At 59.4% G+C, this 16,977-nt stretch carries 19 protein-coding genes; 12 read left to right on the forward strand and 7 right to left on the reverse strand.

Annotated features, from left to right (window positions below; translation table 11 throughout):
• Window positions 1–27: 27 nt before the first annotated feature.
• The 4 genes from WNY37_RS16790 to WNY37_RS16805 are packed head-to-tail and all read right to left on the reverse strand — an operon-like array spanning window position 28 to window position 2,688.
• The gene (locus WNY37_RS16790) at window positions 28–531 is read right to left on the reverse strand and encodes a DUF4188 domain-containing protein (RefSeq protein ID WP_342974551.1); all 504 of its coding nucleotides are present in this window, start codon (window positions 529–531) and stop codon (window positions 28–30) included.
• Window positions 532–558: 27 nt separating this feature from the next.
• The gene (locus WNY37_RS16795) at window positions 559–1,368 is read right to left on the reverse strand and encodes a DUF3445 domain-containing protein (RefSeq protein ID WP_342974552.1); all 810 of its coding nucleotides are present in this window, start codon (window positions 1,366–1,368) and stop codon (window positions 559–561) included.
• Window positions 1,358–1,984, reverse strand: coding sequence for a class I SAM-dependent methyltransferase (locus WNY37_RS16800; protein ID WP_342974553.1), 627 nt, complete (start codon window positions 1,982–1,984; stop codon window positions 1,358–1,360). The genes WNY37_RS16795 and WNY37_RS16800 overlap by 11 nt, the downstream gene beginning before the upstream one ends.
• 5 nt (window positions 1,985–1,989) lie before the next feature.
• The gene (locus tag WNY37_RS16805) at window positions 1,990–2,688 is read right to left on the reverse strand and encodes a hypothetical protein (protein WP_342974554.1); all 699 of its coding nucleotides are present in this window, start codon (window positions 2,686–2,688) and stop codon (window positions 1,990–1,992) included.
• 241 nt (window positions 2,689–2,929) lie between these two features.
• On the opposite strand from WNY37_RS16805, the gene WNY37_RS16810 reads away from it, so the two are divergent.
• The 5 genes from WNY37_RS16810 to WNY37_RS16830 all read left to right on the forward strand — a co-directional run bounded on the left by WNY37_RS16810 (window position 2,930) and on the right by WNY37_RS16830 (window position 8,671).
• Entirely contained in the window at window positions 2,930–4,141 is a 1,212-nt protein-coding gene (locus WNY37_RS16810) for a hypothetical protein (protein WP_342974555.1), read from the forward strand.
• Window positions 4,141–5,010, forward strand: a complete 870-nt coding sequence (locus tag WNY37_RS16815; RefSeq protein ID WP_342974556.1) for a hypothetical protein — start codon at window positions 4,141–4,143, stop codon at window positions 5,008–5,010. The genes WNY37_RS16810 and WNY37_RS16815 overlap by 1 nt, the downstream gene beginning before the upstream one ends.
• A gap of 79 nt (window positions 5,011–5,089) precedes the next feature.
• The gene (locus WNY37_RS16820; protein ID WP_342974557.1) at window positions 5,090–7,180 is read left to right on the forward strand and encodes a S9 family peptidase; all 2,091 of its coding nucleotides are present in this window, start codon (window positions 5,090–5,092) and stop codon (window positions 7,178–7,180) included.
• Window positions 7,181–7,261: 81 nt separating this feature from the next.
• The gene (locus tag WNY37_RS16825) at window positions 7,262–7,642 is read left to right on the forward strand and encodes a hypothetical protein (RefSeq protein ID WP_342974558.1); all 381 of its coding nucleotides are present in this window, start codon (window positions 7,262–7,264) and stop codon (window positions 7,640–7,642) included.
• Window positions 7,643–7,657: 15 nt separating this feature from the next.
• Window positions 7,658–8,671 (forward strand): adenosine deaminase, encoded by a 1,014-nt coding sequence (locus WNY37_RS16830; protein ID WP_342974559.1) that lies wholly within the window; start codon window positions 7,658–7,660, stop codon window positions 8,669–8,671.
• Here WNY37_RS16830 and WNY37_RS16835 read toward each other — a convergent pair.
• Window positions 8,668–9,069, reverse strand: coding sequence for a GNAT family N-acetyltransferase (locus WNY37_RS16835; protein ID WP_342974560.1), 402 nt, complete (start codon window positions 9,067–9,069; stop codon window positions 8,668–8,670). The genes WNY37_RS16830 and WNY37_RS16835 overlap by 4 nt on opposite strands.
• 187 nt (window positions 9,070–9,256) lie before the next feature.
• On the opposite strand from WNY37_RS16835, the gene WNY37_RS16840 reads away from it, so the two are divergent.
• Together WNY37_RS16840 and WNY37_RS16845 are read left to right on the forward strand one after the other, a co-directional pair.
• Window positions 9,257–9,769 carry an SRPBCC domain-containing protein gene (locus tag WNY37_RS16840; RefSeq protein ID WP_342974561.1) on the forward strand — a complete coding sequence of 171 codons (513 nt, stop codon included), beginning with the start codon at window positions 9,257–9,259 and terminating at the stop codon, window positions 9,767–9,769.
• Between the two features lie 91 nt (window positions 9,770–9,860).
• The gene (locus tag WNY37_RS16845) at window positions 9,861–11,357 is read left to right on the forward strand and encodes a hypothetical protein (RefSeq protein ID WP_342974562.1); all 1,497 of its coding nucleotides are present in this window, start codon (window positions 9,861–9,863) and stop codon (window positions 11,355–11,357) included.
• Between the two features lie 39 nt (window positions 11,358–11,396).
• Here the strand turns inward: WNY37_RS16845 and typA are convergent, their stop codons facing one another.
• A complete protein-coding gene (gene typA / locus WNY37_RS16850; RefSeq protein WP_342974563.1) occupies window positions 11,397–13,229 on the reverse strand; it encodes a translational GTPase TypA in 1,833 nt (610 codons plus the stop codon).
• A 145-nt stretch (window positions 13,230–13,374) separates the two neighbouring features.
• Here typA and WNY37_RS16855 point away from each other — a divergent pair, with 145 nt between their 5' ends.
• From WNY37_RS16855 to WNY37_RS16875, 5 genes are all read left to right on the forward strand, one after another.
• Complete coding sequence (locus WNY37_RS16855) at window positions 13,375–13,836, forward strand: PH domain-containing protein (protein WP_342974564.1); 462 nt, start codon at window positions 13,375–13,377, stop codon at window positions 13,834–13,836.
• A gap of 117 nt (window positions 13,837–13,953) precedes the next feature.
• Window positions 13,954–14,529, forward strand: a complete 576-nt coding sequence (locus WNY37_RS16860; protein WP_342974565.1) for a type 1 glutamine amidotransferase domain-containing protein — start codon at window positions 13,954–13,956, stop codon at window positions 14,527–14,529.
• 120 nt (window positions 14,530–14,649) lie between these two features.
• Complete coding sequence (locus tag WNY37_RS16865) at window positions 14,650–14,949, forward strand: metalloregulator ArsR/SmtB family transcription factor (protein ID WP_342974566.1); 300 nt, start codon at window positions 14,650–14,652, stop codon at window positions 14,947–14,949.
• Window positions 14,946–15,644 (forward strand): SdpI family protein, encoded by a 699-nt coding sequence (locus WNY37_RS16870; protein WP_342974567.1) that lies wholly within the window; start codon window positions 14,946–14,948, stop codon window positions 15,642–15,644. Before WNY37_RS16865 ends, WNY37_RS16870 begins: the two co-directional genes overlap by 4 nt.
• 52 nt (window positions 15,645–15,696) lie before the next feature.
• Window positions 15,697–16,224, forward strand: a complete 528-nt coding sequence (locus tag WNY37_RS16875) for a hypothetical protein (protein WP_342974568.1) — start codon at window positions 15,697–15,699, stop codon at window positions 16,222–16,224.
• On the opposite strand, the gene WNY37_RS16880 is transcribed toward WNY37_RS16875, so the two are convergent.
• Window positions 16,221–16,922: an HAD family hydrolase gene (locus WNY37_RS16880; protein ID WP_342974569.1), complete on the reverse strand. Its 702-nt coding sequence runs from the start codon at window positions 16,920–16,922 to the stop codon at window positions 16,221–16,223. The genes WNY37_RS16875 and WNY37_RS16880 overlap by 4 nt on opposite strands.
• Window positions 16,923–16,977 lie beyond the last annotated feature (55 nt).

The raw sequence follows: 16,977 nt of genomic DNA on the forward strand, positions 1-16,977 counted from the left end.
TTTTCGGAGATTTCGACCGGTGAGCCGCTAATCTGCGACAGGTTGGTCGGCGCCGTCACTCTGGCGCAACCTGCCCCTGGCGGAGCGCGCCCGCCCGGCCGCATCCACGACATTGCCCGCATGCGCCAGACCATAGGTCGGCATATTGCCGTAGATCGCCTCATACTGACCGGCAGGGACCAGATAAGTCTCATGCCAGATGCCGACATCACCGTTTGCCCCCACCGCCTTGTTGAAGGCTTTCCAGGCGGGCAGATGTTCGGCCTCTTTCGAGACCGCATAAGCGTGCAGATGCTCGAAACTCTTCCAATACTGGACGACCATGACATTGCGCAGGCCGAAATGGCTCCGGGCGTGCAGCATGCCAATCTCTGGCTTCTGCATCAGTTCCGTGATCATGCGTGGCATCGCACCGGCCACAGGCATCCATTTCCAGGGTTTCCAGAACTTGTTGATACGCATGCCGATCAGAAAGACGACAAAGTCACCGTCCATGTCGACGGTCACGCGCTTTTCGGCGATTTTTCCCACCTCACACTCTCTTTCTAATGCACAGGCTCATCCCGCCGCAGCCGATTGCCGGCAGGCCTGGCCAACCAGGTCTTCAATATCGTCCCAGCCCTTATAGGCCCGAATGTCCTTGTCGGCGCCGATCCAGGAATCCTCAAACGTTTCGCGGATTTCCGGATCTGAAAGCACGGGCAGCAGAGGATCGACGCAAACACGTATTGTGAAACATATGGCGCCGGTCTCCGGCAGCTTGCGGATTGTCTGGCGTTCGACGCGCAGGTGCAGATCCTCTGGCTCGGCACCGTCAGCCGTTGGACGGCGCGGCGTGAACCGCTCACCAGAGACCTGAACCGTCCAGTTGAACCGTTCCAGCACGCGTGCAGGCTGAAGCCCATCAAAAATCCGATTGATCCGCGACGCGAGCTCCGGATCGCCGCCTGGCACCGGTGAGTGAAGCCCGCCCAGCGTTTTCCCGATCTGGTCTTCCAGGCGCCAGAATGTCGGCGCCGCGACGACACCTGCGCAAAGCGTCCAGGCGCCGTTCTCCGGCTCGAGCAGGCACAGATCATCCGAGACCAGCGCCCCGGCTGTGGCCAGCGCATTCGGCCAATACTCGCTGCATCTTTCGCCGGTCGCTTCGCCCACCATGGACAGGAGTTCGCGGCTGGCCGCCCCATCCACGTCGCCCAGTACCGTGTCGCTGGGGCGTTCGGCCATGAGCGTATGTTTCTCAAGCAGCCAGGCATCGGCTTCGGTATCGGGTGTCAGCCACTTTTCCAGTCCGATCGGTTTCAGCGCTGGCGCAATGACAGGAGGGCCTTCAAGGAATGGTAAATATGGCGGCGTCCTACGCGGCACGCGCTGATCCCCAGCTACAGAAACCGGCGATCCTGGGCGTGCTCGGCAGGTACATCGTATCCATCTCGTCGACCGTGAAGCCGGCTGATTTCAGCATGTCCCCCGTGTCGCGCGTCAGGTGGCATCCGCCGGCCAGCGGTCTCCAGACCGGCTCGATGCGGCGCTGCCATTTGGCGATGCCGTCATCCGGCGCCAGACCGTGCTCGGAAAAGAGGATCTGCCCGTCCGGCCTCAGCACACGGCGCGCCTCGCTCAGCGCCCCCTGCCAGTCCGGAATGGTGCACAGGACAAAAGTGATAACCACCGTATCAACGCTATTGTCATCGAGCGGCACGGCTTCTGCGCCAGCCTGGAGGAATTCGATCCGGTTGCCCCAGCCAATATCCGAAGCGGTCTTACGCGCCCGCTTGATCATGCCTTTGGAGGGTTCGAGCGCGTACAGCGTCTCGACATCATTGTGGGCGTAAAAATTGAAATTCGTGCCGGAGCCGCAACCGATCTCCAGCACCTTCCCGCGCGCTTTGGGGACCACTTTCGCGCGTTGCTTCATGATCGGCTTGGTCGAGCAGGCGCAGGAGACAAGCGGCGGTACGACATATCTCTCCCACAGTCCCATCGGCTCTAATCCCTCCGGTCCATCGCCTGGCGCGCGGCCGGATTGCCCGGCTCCAGCTTCAGCGCATCCTGCGTCATCACGACATCATAGGACAGGCCATCTGCCATCGGCGCGTAAACAGCGGACCCGAACTGGGTCTCCATGCCCATCGAATTACCCTGCTCCTTCGCCAGCGTGTAGACATCGAGACCGGGGTTTTTCGAGAGGGCGAGGCCGTTCGAGGTCGCTTCCGTCACCGTCGCGGTATTGTAGCGACGCGACACGCGGCCTTCGACATATTCAAGCCGGTAGACGCTGTCATAACCGACAATGTTGGCCATGGGCTTATAGGTGATGACCTGGGCGCCCATGGAGAACTCATCGCCGGTCAGGACGCAGTCTTCCTCTGTGCCGCCATCGACAAAACAGGTGACCCGGTCGCCCTCGGCAAGCTGAATATTGGCGCGATAGCCGCTTTCGACGCCAGCTTCGCGGGAAAATGTGATCTTTGCGACCGGGCGTTCATAAGTCAGGCGCTGATAGGTCTGCAGATTGAGCCCGGCAAACGTGCCGACGCCAGCAACGCCCAGAAAGCCGATCCCGAACAGGAAGCGCAAACCGCCAGCCGCAACGCGCAGCTTCATCAGACGGCCAAGCCCGGCAAATGTCAGCATCAGGCCGATGACGCCTGTCAGCGCGGGTATAATCCACCAGATCAGTCCCATAAGTCCTCCGGACGCTTCGGACGGTCATTCCAACGTATGATACGCTAAACCCAGTCCGGGCAACATCCAAATGCCCCGTTCAGCGATCCTCTGCCTGACCAACGTGCAATATGCGCTACGAGTTGCCAGCCTACCGCGTTGTGGCATCAAATCGTATCGCAAACGAAACAAATATCGTGCTGAGCCTTAACTGGCCTTCCGATTGTGGTTAATAGATGACAGACGGCTGGGAGCACAACACATGGCGGACGCGACCTCAGAGGCCAGCGCACAGACACAACGCGACCTCTCCTATTTCGCAACGCGGCCCAATCCGGTGCTGGATAATGTCATTCTCGAAGCCGACTATGCCGCGCGCGCCGCACTGAGTTTCTGGCGGTTTCGCCAGCTTGGTGGTGGGGGCCCAGAGATCAAGCTGGTCAAGGATGGCGAGGGCAAGCTGCGAAAAATCCCGCAGCGCCCGGAAGTCGGCGAACTCACCACGTCTGGCATCCACTATGTCTCCGACCATCCGGAAGTGCGTATCTTCCACCTGTCCTTCATCGCCCTTCTGGTCCTCTTCGAGAGTGCCGCCAACGCGTATTTCTTTGCACAGCAAAGCGAGTTCGGCATTTCCGGCGGCCTGTTCCAGGCAGCCGCTGTCTCCCTCGCCAATGTCGCTGTGTCCTATTTCATCATCGGCTTCTGGGGGCTGCGCCACGTCACCTCGCCCTGGTCGTGGAAGGCGCCCTGGAACTGGAACCGCCTGCATTTCCGAAGACTGTTCGCCTATGCGGCCATTTTTCTCGGCCTTGTGCTGGTGCTGCTGGTCAATCTGTCAGCGGCGCACTACCGCAACATCCTCGACCTGCGGGCTGAAGGGCTGGCCTCGCCTGAAGTCTTCACCTCGACCTTCCCGCGCTTTCCGATTCCGGCCGCCCAGTGCGAAGCCATCCTGAGCTCGGATATCGGCCAGTCCATCGGCAGCGCCGCAACGAATGCCATGTGCCGGCCATTCTCGCTGCATTCGCTGGACGCCATGGTCCTCTTCGCGCTCGGCATTGCCATCTCGTGCCTTGCGGCCTTCGAAGGGCGCAAGTCCGACGCAGCCTTTCCCGGCTTCAGCGATGCCGCCCGCCAGTTCGAGCGCGCCCGCAAGGATCTGCAATACGCGCTGGAGGATTATTACGACACCTATCAGGACACGATCGGTGAGGCTGGCGAAGTCCTCGGCACGGAAGAGGTCGAGGAAGATGGCGAGACCTACCGCGTCCTGTCTCCGTCTCAGGAGATCGAGCTGATGCGCATGCTCGACGCCCAGATCGAACCCTATCGCAAGCTCCTCACCAGCGACCCTGATTTGCTCCGCGACGAGTATGCGGCCCCCTCCGAAGCCGTCGAGCGCGTGACCGGCAGGAAGGTCACAATCCCGGACCGGAAAGACGCCTACCCTTCCAGCGGGAACGATAACTGATGGCACGCCGGCGCAAGCGTCCGAGCCGCAGCCGTGTATCGGGGCGGTCGCACCGGCCCCGCCGGTCGGGCGCACGCGCGTCCCGGCTGAAACGTCTTGCTCTCATCAATATGCTGGCCGTCGCGGGCGCGATCGCAGGCGTTTTCGTGCTGATCGCGGTTCTGACGCCCAAACCGTTCGACGAACAGAGCCTCTGCGTGGAAAGCGACACCCTGCCCCCGCATACCGCCGTCATTGTCGACAAGACCGATGAGTACTCACAAGTCCAGGCCGACCGCATCGCCGCCGCGATCCGGCGCGAACAGAACACGCTGGCCCTCGGTGAACGCTTCAGCCTGTACGAACTCGACGCGCGCGGCCGGTTTGATCCGCGCGGGGCCTTCTCTCTCTGTAATCCGGGACGCGGCGACCAGGCCAATCCGCTTTTCCGTAATCCGAAGCGGATGGAAGAGCGCTACACTGAAATGTTCGAAGGGCCCCTGGACGGTGTGCTCGACGATCTCGTGGAGCCGAAAGAGGCCCCATCGAGCCCGATCCTCGAAGCGATTGCCCGCCTCGCCCAGACAGAAGCCTATTCGCCCGCGGCGCCATCGCGGCGGCTGCTGCTGATCTCGGACATGCTGCAGAATTCCGACGCGTTCACAGCCTATGGCGGAGGCGGCGTCGAGATGCCGCCAGATTCACCCGCGCCGTCGAGCGTGGCCGATGCCATTACAGACCGGTTCGGCGACAATCTTCGCGGTGTACGCCTGGAGGTCCTCCTCATTCCACGCGACACGCATGTCGACCTGCAACGCGGCGCCCTCAAAACCTTCTGGGACGAGGTCGCCCGCGATCTTGGCATGGACATTACCTGGCGCGACCTCTGACACTTCAGCAGCGGGCCTTGCGCGGCTCCATCATTGACCGCATTGTCCTGTTGAAACTGGGCTATTCGGGATGATGATCATGACACGCAAACTCTTTTCAACGGCGCTCACATCGGCCCTCATGGCCCTGCCCGCGCTTACCCTGCCGGCACTGGCCCAGGACGCGCCGGACGAGGCCGACACCAACCGCTTCACCGCCGAACGCGTCTTCGACATCGAATATGCGACCTCGCCGCAGATTTCCCCCGACGGCTCCAGGATCGTCTATGTCCGCCACGCCATGGACCGGGTGAAGGACCAGGATCGCGGCGACCTCTGGATCATCGACGTGAAGTCCGGCGAACAGCGCCCGCTCGTTGTCGGTGGCGCGTCAGCCAGCAGCCCCGTCTGGTCGCCCGATGGCACGAAGCTGCTCTACTCGACCTCAAAGGACGGCAAGCCGGAACTGCGCCTTCTCTATATCGATAGCGGCGACAGCTTCTCACTCGCCCAGCTCGAACAGGGCGCGTCCGGGGCGACATGGTCACCCAATGGCCAGCTCATCGCCTTCTCCATGTTTGTCCCAGACGAGAAACCGAGCTTCGCCACGCCTATCGCGCAGCCCGAAGGCGCGGAATGGAACGAGCCGGTCAAAGTCTTCGACGACCTGACCTTTCGCTTCGATGGGGCCGGCTATCTTGAAGACGGCTACAGCCAGATCTTCACCCTGTCTGCCGATGGCGGCTCACCCCGCCAGATCACCGAGGCCGATGGTGGCCTGTCCGGTCCTGTCTGGCTCGACAATGACACCTTGCTCGCCGCTGGCAATCTCGACGAAGGCCGCGACTTGCAGCCCGTCGAGAGCGACATTTATGCGATTGAGCTGTCAGACAAATCCGTCCGTGCCCTGACAGACAGGGATGGCCCGGACTATGCCCCGGTCATCTCGCCAGACGGCAAGACCATCGCCTTTCGCGGCTTTGACAACCACATCAAGGCTTACGAGCAGGACAATCTCTATCTGATGAATGCAGACGGCTCGAATGTCCGCGAACTGGCCGCCGATTTCGACCGCTCTTTCGGCCCAACGGTCTGGGGTCCCAATGGCCGCAGCCTCTACTCCCTGATCGAGAATGCCGGCAATCTCGACATCTTCGAGATCGAAATGGATGGCGATACCAGCGTTGCGGTCTCCGGCCTCGGCGGAACATCGATCGGCCGCCCCTATGGCAGTGCCGATTTCTCTGTTTCGACCACCAGCCGGCCGGTCTTCGCCTACACAGCCGGCTCGCCGGACATGCCGTCCGAAGTCGCGGTCGCGGGCCGCAACGTGACCGACCGTACACTGACGGCACTCAACGCCGATGTGATCCCCTATCTCGACATGGCCCGCATCGAGGAATTCAAGGTCTCGTCCAGCCATGATGGCCGCGAGATTGAGGCCTGGGTGGCCCTGCCGCCAGACTTTGAGGCCAATGGCACCTTCCCGATGATCCTCGAAATCCACGGTGGCCCCTTCTCCATGTACGGGCCATTTTTCGCCAGCGAAATCCAGCGTTATGCCGCCGAAGGCTATGTCACCGTCTGGTCCAATCCGCGCGGCTCGACCAGCTATGGCGAGGAGTTCGCGCAGCTGATCGACAAGAAATATCCGGGTAATGACTATGATGACCTGATGAGCGTCGTCGACGAGATGGTCGCCCGCAACTATGTCGACCCGGAGCGGCTCTTCGTAACCGGCGGCTCGGGCGGCGGCATCCTGACCGCCTGGACGGTCACCAAGACCGATCGCTTCGTCGCGGCTGCCTCGATCAAGCCGGTCATCAACTGGATGACGATGGGGCTCGCCAGCGATATCGGCGTCTTCGTCAACAAGCACTGGATCGGTGCCAATCCATGGGAAGAGCCGGAAAAATTCCTCGCCCTCTCGCCCATCAACTATGTCGGCAATGTCACGACCCCGACCATGATGATGGTCGGCGAGCAGGACTTCCGCACGCCCGCCTGGGAAGCCGAGCAATTCTATTCCGGCCTTAAGCAGAATGGCGTCGATACCGTCCTTGTCCGCGTGCCGGGCTCACCCCACTATATTGCGAGCAGGCCAAGCCGCCTGATCGCCAAGACCGACAATATCATGGGCTGGTTCGCGAAATACGACCCGGCCAAGCAGGATGAAGAGAACGAGGACTAGGCGCTGACAACCAACTTCGGTGAATTAATCAAGTCATTCTTCGAGAACTTCGAACCGGCCTCAGATCTCAAAAAGACGTTCGTGTCTTTGTGGGACGGTTGGCTTGGGAAAGAGCGATACCACCTGCTCGACGAAGTGACGCGAGACGATGACGCAAAATTCGCCGCTTTTTGGAGAGCAGTCGCTTCCGAGTTCGACGCATACACAGTTGATCTCGATAGAAATTCGCTTGATCTAATCGCCCCGTCGAATGATCTGCTCACCATTGAAATTATTTCTGACGGCAGTCGCACCGCAAACGAGTTTATCAAACTCATCATTCCTTCCCTCGATTGCATGATCACGGAGGAATGGGATTACACGCTCATAATCTGGCATCGCACTCAGCCGGCGCCTGCGCGATTGCTCGAGCTGGTGGAACAGGCTGGCTTGAAGTACTTCCTCGATTCGCGAACTCAATGACGGAGCATCACCCGAATGTCAGACCTGAATAACCTGATCGCCGCGCTGCCCAAGGCCGAACTCCATCTTCACCTAGAAGGCAGCCTTGAGCCCGAACAGCTCATGGAGTTTGCCGCGCGCAACAAGGTCGACATCCCGTTCAAGTCGTTGGAAGAAGTCCGCGCCGCTTATGAGTTCTCGAACCTGCAGGACTTTCTCGACATCTATTATCAGGGCATGTCCGTCCTTCAGACCGAGGCTGATTTCCACGACCTCACCGACGCTTATCTGCAGCGCGTCGCGGCCGACAATGTGCGCCATGTTGAGGTCTTCTTCGACCCGCAGGGCCACACAGATCGCGGCATCCCCTTCGAGGTGCCCATCAAGGGTATCCTGCAAGCGCTTGATGCGGCTGAGGAAAAATACGGGATAACCTATCGGCTCATCATGTGCTTCCTGCGCCACCTGTCAGAGGAAGATGCCTTCAAGACCTGGGAGCAGGCCCAGCCCTGGCTGAGCAAGATCCACGGTATCGGCCTCGACAGTTCCGAGAATGGCCATCCCCCGTCGAAGTTTGCCCGCATCTATGAAGCGGCCCGCGAGGCTGGGCTGAAGCTTGTCGCGCATGCGGGCGAAGAAGGTCCGCCATCCTATGTTTACGAGGCCATCGATGAGTTGAAGATCGACCGCATCGACCATGGTAACCGGTCGCTCGAAGATGAGGCCCTCGTCGCGCGCATTCGCGACGCTGGCATCACGCTGACTGTCTGTCCGCTCTCCAACCTGTCGCTCTGCGTCGTCGATGACCTGAAGGATCATCCGATGAAAAAGATGCTGGCGCTCGGCCTGAAGGCGACGGTCAATTCAGACGATCCGGCCTATTTCGGGGGCTATGTAAACGAGAATTTCCGCGAGACAGCCGCAGCCGTCGGTCTCACCCGGGACGAGATCATCACGCTCGCGAAGAACAGCTTCACAGGCTCTTTCCTGCCCGAAGCCGAACAGGCAAGGCATCTTGCTGAAATCGAGGACGTTGCAGCCCGCGTCTAGGGGCCGCTAAGGCGTCTCTGGCCTTCGCGGGGCGGCAGCAGGCCAACCTTTTCAGACCAGCCCATCGCCTTGTACGCCGCGATGGCCCGCTCATTCTGCGAGTCGACATCAAGCAGCAGCGGCGCCCGCGCCATGTCCCGGGCCACCTGCAATAGCCCTGCCGCAACGCCGCAAAAGCGCCAGTCACGATGGACGAAGAGGTGTGGAACATAGGCCTTGCGGCGCTCAAGCGTCAGAAAGCCGACAATACCGGCATGCGCTTCATGCGCGACCAGGCAGTGATTGGATGCAAGAAGACCGTGGAGCCGGATAAGTTCGACATCATGTGCGCGGCGCCAAGGGAAGTCTGCCAGGCAATCGCGGAAGACAGATTCAATCTGCACATCGTCAGAGGCCATCCGTAACCGGATCCTCCAACCAGCGGCACGATGCGTCATCAGCTCCATGGGTGCGACAATATGACGGAAAAAAGGCATCGTGAAGCCGATTCCTGCGATTCAACTGCAAATGATCTGCCTACGCACGAGCTTGCCAAGCCCGATTCCCGCGTAAATACTCACGATTAGGCGGAAAGAGGGAACGCAGATGAGACCTGCAGTCATCGCAGCAGCGGCAGCGATCTGCCTGCCGGCAAGCGCTGAAATCGTGGCCGCCACGAGCGATCATTATACGCTGCGGCACGAAGCCGTCTCATCGCTTTCGCCAGAGGATATGTGGGAGCGCCTGCTCCAGCCGGTAGCCTGGTGGCACCCCGACCATACTTATTCCGGATCCGCTGATCACCTGACCCTTGATCCGGAAGCCGGCGGCACCTGGACGGAAAACTGGGGCATGAATTCGGTGACCCACGGAACGGTGCTGTCCATCATCGAGGGCGAGTCCATCCGCCTCGACGCGCCCTTCGGCCCGCTTCAGGGCATGGCGGTCAATGTCGTCTGGACCATCACCATCGAACCCGACGGCGAGGGCACACGCGTCATCTTCGATGAAATCGCCAACGGCTCATCCGCCAGCGCCCTGGACCAGATCGCCCCCGCCGTAGACGGCGTCAAACAACAGGCGATTGATCGGCTGACGATGACCAGCGAGGAAGGCTAGGCGTCCACGAAAAGTGCAACCCCATGCTACAGTTGACCAAAATTAACCATAGGTGTATTTTCATCTAGGTGAGAAGTGGGGGCGCGCGCATATGCGAATACTTTCAATCTTTATTTTATGCTGCACAATTCAAACGGCATGCGTTTCTGCATACAGAGCGCCTGATGACACCATTAGTGACTGCCCAGAGTATGTCGATAAGCAAGAAAAACACTTCAAGCGATATCGCGGCCCGTTACGAAGCGACCTAGTCGCAGACGCGGCTTATCCACCTGAAGGCGATCATGCTCACGATCTTCATGAGTACAACAAAATTCTTGCGCCTAAGTCGGCGTCGGCTCGACCCATAATAGTAAGATACAGCGAAGGCGGTGACCTTGTGAGTCGCTGCGACTACAGCTTGGCCTTGAATGCCATCAAACACTCTGCTCCTGGAAAACGCCTGACCGTTTTGGTCTATGTCCATGGCTGGAACAACGATTCTGGGCCTGTCTCAGACAGGCTGTACAACTACAGAGCATCGGCTCTCCCGTCGGCAGCCAATGCCCCCGCATCGCCAGAGAGCTGCAATTTGATTGAAGAGAGCGGCAGTGACTATTGCAACTTTTCAAAGCTACTCGAACGTCACCGCGAAAAAGTCCGACCTGACGAAGCGGTTATAGGCATTTATTTGAGTTGGAAGGGCAGTTCGCCAATTCCTTACTTGGATTACTTCAGCAGAAGGTCGGGGGCTGACAAACTTTCTAGAGGACAGCAAATTCCGAGGATATTGGGAGCGATTGAGAGCCTGAGAACACGCAGGCAAAATACGAAAGTCATATACTTCGGACACAGCATGGGCGCTCGTATACTCTACAACGCGGTCGCACAGGACATGTTACGTTCCATTCAGATGGCTTATCCAGAGGACGATACCGGCTGCCACACCCCAAAAAATTTCGAACCCGCCCATTGCACTTATGAATTAGTCGAACCGACGGCGGACCTCGTTTTTCTAATCAATCCGGCGTTTGAAGCCGCGTCGTACAAGGCGCTCGATGAGTTTCGGACTTCAAATCTTATTTTTCAGGACGACCAGTCTCCACTTATTGTTACATTACAAGGTGAAGGTGATTGGCCGACAAAAACGGCATTCGCGCTAGCTGAAGGCGTGGGTTTGTTAAACGACCCCGGTCAGTCTGGACTACGTCGCGTCTCTGTAGGCCATCACGCAAAATTCCGTACGCACGAATTGAAACCAGACGACGAATGTGTGGAAGCGAACACAAGGGCTGCCAGGATCGAGGAAGAAGGAATATTTTGTGCAGGTGGACTGAACTTGGAGGCGGTTGAGGGCCACAAGAACAATAGAACCCCGTTTATTATCGCCAGCATTCCCAAAAATTTGATGCCGGGCCACTCTTGGTTTCGTAGTGCGGATGAGGAAGAACGGATAAACGCCGATTTCAATGATTGGCTGAGCGCCGTGATCTTGTCGGTCCGCACCCCCGAAGAGCGTGCGAAAATGTCTTCCGATGCAATCGATATGAGTATATCCGCTCCAGATAGTTCTCTTACTCTGTCAAAAGTCCCTGAGGACCCAAATTGACAGCGCCATCAATCATGGCATTGGATAGATCATAAATATTTAAGCCCCCGCGCCCGCCTTGGCCGCCCGCTTGCGCTCATGTGGGTCGAGGTGGACCTTGCGCAGGCGGATGTTTTCGGGTGTCACTTCGACCAGCTCATCGTCAGCGATATAGGCCAGCGCCCGCTCCAGCGTCATCTGCAGCGGCGGCGTCAGGCGCACCGCTTCATCCGTGCCTGAGGCGCGGACGTTGGTGAGCTTCTTGCCCTTCATCACGTTCACTTCGAGGTCGTTGTCGCGGTTGTGCTCGCCAATGATCATGCCCTGATAGACCTTGTCGCCGGGATGAATCATCATCGGGCCGCGATCTTCAAGGTTCCACAGCGCGAAAGCCACCGCCTCGCCCTGCTCCATCGAGACCAGCACGCCGGTGTGACGGCCTTTGATGGCCCCCTTGTATGGCGCGTATTCGAGGAAGACGCGGTTCATGATGGCCGTGCCGCGCGTGTCCGAGAGAAGCTCGCCCTGATAGCCGATCAGGCCGCGCGTCGGCGCATGGAAGACGAGCCGCGTGCGGCCCGCGCCGGACGGCTTCATCTCCGTCATATCGGCTTTGCGCTCATTGAGCTTCTGCACGATGATACCGGTATGCTCATCATCCACGTCGATCACGACTTCCTCGATCGGCTCGAGTTTCTCGCCGGTCGCTTCATCGGTCTGCATCACGACCTGCGGGCGCATCACGCCCAGCTCAAAGCCTTCGCGCCGCATCGTCTCGATCAGGACCGCCAGCTGAAGTTCGCCCCGGCCGGACACGGTAAAGGCCTCTGCCTCCGCCGAACGTTCAACCTTCAGCGCGACATTGCCTTCAGCCTCTTTCACCAGCCGATCCCAGATCAACCGTGAGGTGACCTTCTTGCCCTCGGTTCCCGCGAGAGGGGAATCGTTGACGCGGAAGGTCATCGACAGGGTTGGCGGGTCAATCGGCTGCGCTTCGATGGGTTCGGAGACGGACGGGTCCACGAACGTATCGGCCACATTGGCCTTGGTGAGGCCCGCCAGCGAAACGATGTCACCGGCAATGCCCTCATCAATCGGTTCGCGCTCAAGCCCGCGGAAAGCCAACACTTTCGACACGCGCCCCTGCTCGACCAGCTCGCCGTCGCGCGACAGCACTTTGACAGTCTGGTTCGGCTTGATCGACCCAGCGGTGATCCGCCCGGTCAGGATACGACCGAGGAAATTGTCGGATGAGATCGTGGTCGCCAGCATGCGGAACGGGCCGTCCTCGACGGCAGGCTCCGGCACATGTTTCACGACCATGTCGAAGAGCGCGTCCATGCTGTCTGTCGGGGAATCGTAATCGGTCGACATCCAGCCATTCTTGGCCGAGCCGTAGAGGATCGGGAAATCGAGCTGCTCGTCATCGGCGCCGAGGTCAGCAAAGAGGTCGAACACCTCGTTGATCACATAGTCCGGACGGCTGTCGGATTTGTCGATCTTGTTGACGGCCACGATCGGGCGGAGCCCAACCTTCAGCGCTTTCGACACAACGAATTTGGTCTGCGGCATCGGGCCTTCAGCGGCGTCCACCAGCACGATCGCGCCGTCCACCATGTGAAGGATCCGCTCCACCTCGCCGCCAAAGTCGGCATGTCCGGGCGTGTCGACGATATTGATCCGCGTATCGCCCCAGACGACAGACGTCGTTTTGGCGAGAATGGTGATGCCGCGCTCACGCTCCAGATCATTGGAGTCCATCATCCGGTCTTCGGTCTGTTCGTTCTCGCGGAACGTGCCAGACTGTTTCAGCAGGCAGTCGACCAGCGTGGTCTTGCCGTGGTCAACGTGGGCGATGATCGCGATATTGCGAAGCGCAGTAGGCTCAGTCATGGGAGGGAGGGCTTTCAAAGCTTGTTTGGCGCGCGTGTACACGTCATCGCGCCGAAAAGCGAGGGGCTAACCTCACTGCCACGGGAACACCTCACCCCCACACATCGTTAATTTGGTCAGGACACCCCGAAGAGGCACCGGCCGAATGAGTTATATAGAGAAGCACCTGCACCAGGGCGAACACGTCATCAAGGAAGGCGAGTTCCACTGGCTATGGCATGCGCGGGCCTGGGCCGCCCTTCTCATTTTCGGCTGGCTGATCATCGGCATCATCTACTGGGCCTATGAGATGATCCGCCTCAACACGACCGAATTCGCGATCACCAACCGGTCGATCCTGCTCAAGAAGGGCTTTATCTCCGCCCACGTGACCCAGCTGTCACTGGAAGCGGTTGAAGGCGCCAAGCTCGACCAGGGCATTTTTGGCCGGATTTTCGGCTTTGGCGGGCTCGACATTGAAGGCCGCGGTGCCGGCGAAGTCGACTTTCCGACCATGGCCAAACCCAGCGAATTTCTAAGTGCTCTCAACCACGCGCAGATGGAGGCCGAAGAAGCCCCCATTGAGCGCCTCGCAGACGAGATAGAACATCATGACGACGCAGCCTGAGACAACAACAGTTAAAACCCCTTCACGCCGGAACGCGAAGCCGCCGCACCCGTTGGTTAAACAGGTGGCGCGCCGAGTCGCGGCCGCCATGATCCGAAAGAAATTCAGGAGATTTAAATGACCAATAGAGCAGAAGGAAAAACACTCGCAATCCTCGCCGCAGACGGCTTTGAGGAAGTCGAGCTGACCTCACCGAAAGAAGCCATCGAGAACGCTGGCGGCAAGACGGTGATCGTGTCGCTTGAGCATGGCGAGATCGAAGCCAATCAACACCGCAAGCACGGCATGAAGATCGCCGTCGACAAGACGCTGGATGAGGTGAAGGCCGACGATTTCGACGCTCTTCTCATCCCTGGCGGCCTGTTCAATCCGGACACGCTGCGCACCAATCAGAAGGCGCTTGATTTTGCGTCAGCCTTTTTTGAGCAGAAGAAGCCCGTCTTCTCCATCTGCCACGGCCCGCAAGTGCTGATTTCGGCCAATCTGGTGAATGGCCGCAAGGTCACCGGCTTCAAGGCGATCCAGCAGGATCTGAAGAATGCAGGCGGCATCGTTTCTGACGAACCAGTCGTTGTTGACAAAGGTCTTGTGACCTCACGCAACCCAGACGACCTTGGCGCGTTCAACGACAAGATCGTCGAAGAAATTTGCGAGGGCAAACACGATGGTCAACGACAATCGGTCGCCGCGTAGTCTCATCCCCTTCGCCAAGCGAACCGACCGAAGCGTCCCTCTCCAGAGGGGCGCTTCTTTTATGGGCGGAACATTTTGATTAGCTTGACAGCTAATTTTGAATCATGCTAATTAGCAAATATGGCAATTAAGGTCTTCAGCGCACTGGGTCACCCGTTGAGGCGTCAGGTCATGACGCTTCTTCGCAAAGGCCCAATGACCTCGGGCGATCTCGCCGAGGCGTTCGATGCGAGCTGGCCGACGGTCAGCCGGCACCTCAACGTCTTGAAGGATGCCGACCTGATTACCGCCGAACGCAAAGGCACCAGCATTCTCTACCGGGCCAATACGAGCGTTCTGGAAGATGCAGCAGCCGCCCTTCTCGCCCTGACAGGACGGGACAATGGCGACGATGATGAAATGAAGGAAGCAGCAGAATGATCAAGACAGGACTCATCTGGTCCGCAGGGGCCATCGCCTTGATGCTAGGCACGATTTACTGGGCGTACGGCGCCATGCCGGATGGCCAGATTCCGGTTCACTGGGGCCCATCGGGAGAGGCAGACGGCTTCGCCGCGAAGGACGAGGCCCTGCTCTATCTGCTCTTTCTCCCGGGCAGTGCGCTCCTGACAAGCCTGTTGCTCGCCGCCGCGCCAATGCTCGACCCGTTCAGGGACAATCTGAGACGCAGCCGCAAAGCCTACATCGCCATCTGGGCAGCAACCATGGTGCTGCTGACGGCCCTCAATGCGGGGATCGCCTGGATGATGGTCAATGCAGCCGGCGCTTCAGAGTCGAATGAATTTGTCCGCTTCGTCATGGCTGGATGTGGCCTGCTCTTCATTGTGATCGGCAACTACCTGCCCAAAACGCGCAAGACCTTCTTTCTCGGCATCCGCACGCCCTGGACGCTGACCAGCGACTATACGTGGGAAAAGACGCACCGCCTTGTCGGCCCGCTCTACATTCTGGCCGGTCTCGCGGGCATCGTGATCGCCTTCACGATGAAGGGACTGCCCATGGTCATCGCCTTTGTCGGCTGCGTGGGAGCCGTCAGCCTGTTCGGGGTCGCCTATTCCTGGTGGGTCTGGCGCCGCGCATCTGACCGCGATGAAGGTGCAGATTACGTGGTGTAATTTCTGCGATGTCGTTACAAGGTCTTTCGCCTCCCAGGAAAGACCTTGCCCTATGCGCTTCGCCTACGCCCTCATCGCTCCCCTGCTGCTCGCTGCATGCGGGGGCGATACGACCGACGATGTCAGCACAGCCTCGCTGCGCGACGCCATGGTGGACATTGTCGAGCCTGCCTCGGACGATATCCAGACCATCGCTTTCGAGCTCTACGACGAAGACGGCGAACTGGACCCGACCAGGCTCAACGGCTCGCAATGGGATCAACTATATGAGGCGGCTCGCGAGATCGAGCAGGTTGCGCTCGCCCTTGAGGACGCCGCCAGCCTGACCGTGGTTGCTGAAGGCGAGACAATCCAGAATGAAGGCAATGACGGCGCGTCTACAGCCGAGGATGTGGCCAGCTATATCGCTGCAGACCCTGAAGGCTGGGCCTCCGAAGCGCGCGCCCTTGCGGGCATTGGTCAGGCCCTTTCAATCGCCGCAGAGTCTCGCGACCCGATCGCCCTCGATGAAGCCGCCTTCGCCCTGACAGACAGCTGCACCAGCTGCCACGAGAAATTCTGGTACAAGCAGGGCGACTAGAGCCCGCGCAGCAGATCCGGCAGCTCGTCAATCATCTTGATGGCCCGAAACCGGTCTGCGTGTTCCGGCGGGTCGGCGCGCTCAAGCGCCCAGGTCAGGTCATGCGGGACATGCACGCCCCAGGCCCCCGCTTCGATCGCCGGAATAATATCTGACTTCAGCGAATTGCCGACCATCATCGCGGCCTCCGGTCCGCCCTCCGTCGCACCGAAAATGCGCTCATACACATCCGGCGTCTTGTTCGAGACGATTTCAACGCCGTCGAAATAATCGCCCAGCCCCGACTGGGCGAGCTTTCGTTCCTGGTCGAACAGGTCGCCCTTGGTAATCAGGATCAGCGAATAGTCCGGGGCAACGGCTTCCAGCGTGTCGTGAACGCCGGGCAATGTCTCCACCGGGTGGCTCAGCATGGCGCGGCCTGCCTCAAGGATTTCCTTGATCGTCGACGCCGGAACCTTGCCGCTCGTCACTTCGATGGCGGTCTCGATCATCGACAGGGTAAACCCCTTCACCCCGAACCCGTAGAGGCCCAGATTGCGCCGCTCCGCCGCGAGCAGCTTCTCCTCCATCGTATCGGGATCGGCATGATCGGCCAGCATGTCGAAAATCTGCGCCTGGGTCAGCCGGAACACGCTCTCATTGTGCCAGAGCGTATCGTCTGCATCGAAGCCGATCGTCGTGATGGGTCGGGTTTTCATGCGCCTTTCCTAGTCCGCTCTGAATGACGAAACAAGCAAGTTGCTTGCCTCCCAC

Source organism: Henriciella sp. AS95 (assembly GCF_038900055.1).
Lineage (GTDB): Bacteria > Pseudomonadota > Alphaproteobacteria > Caulobacterales > Hyphomonadaceae > Henriciella.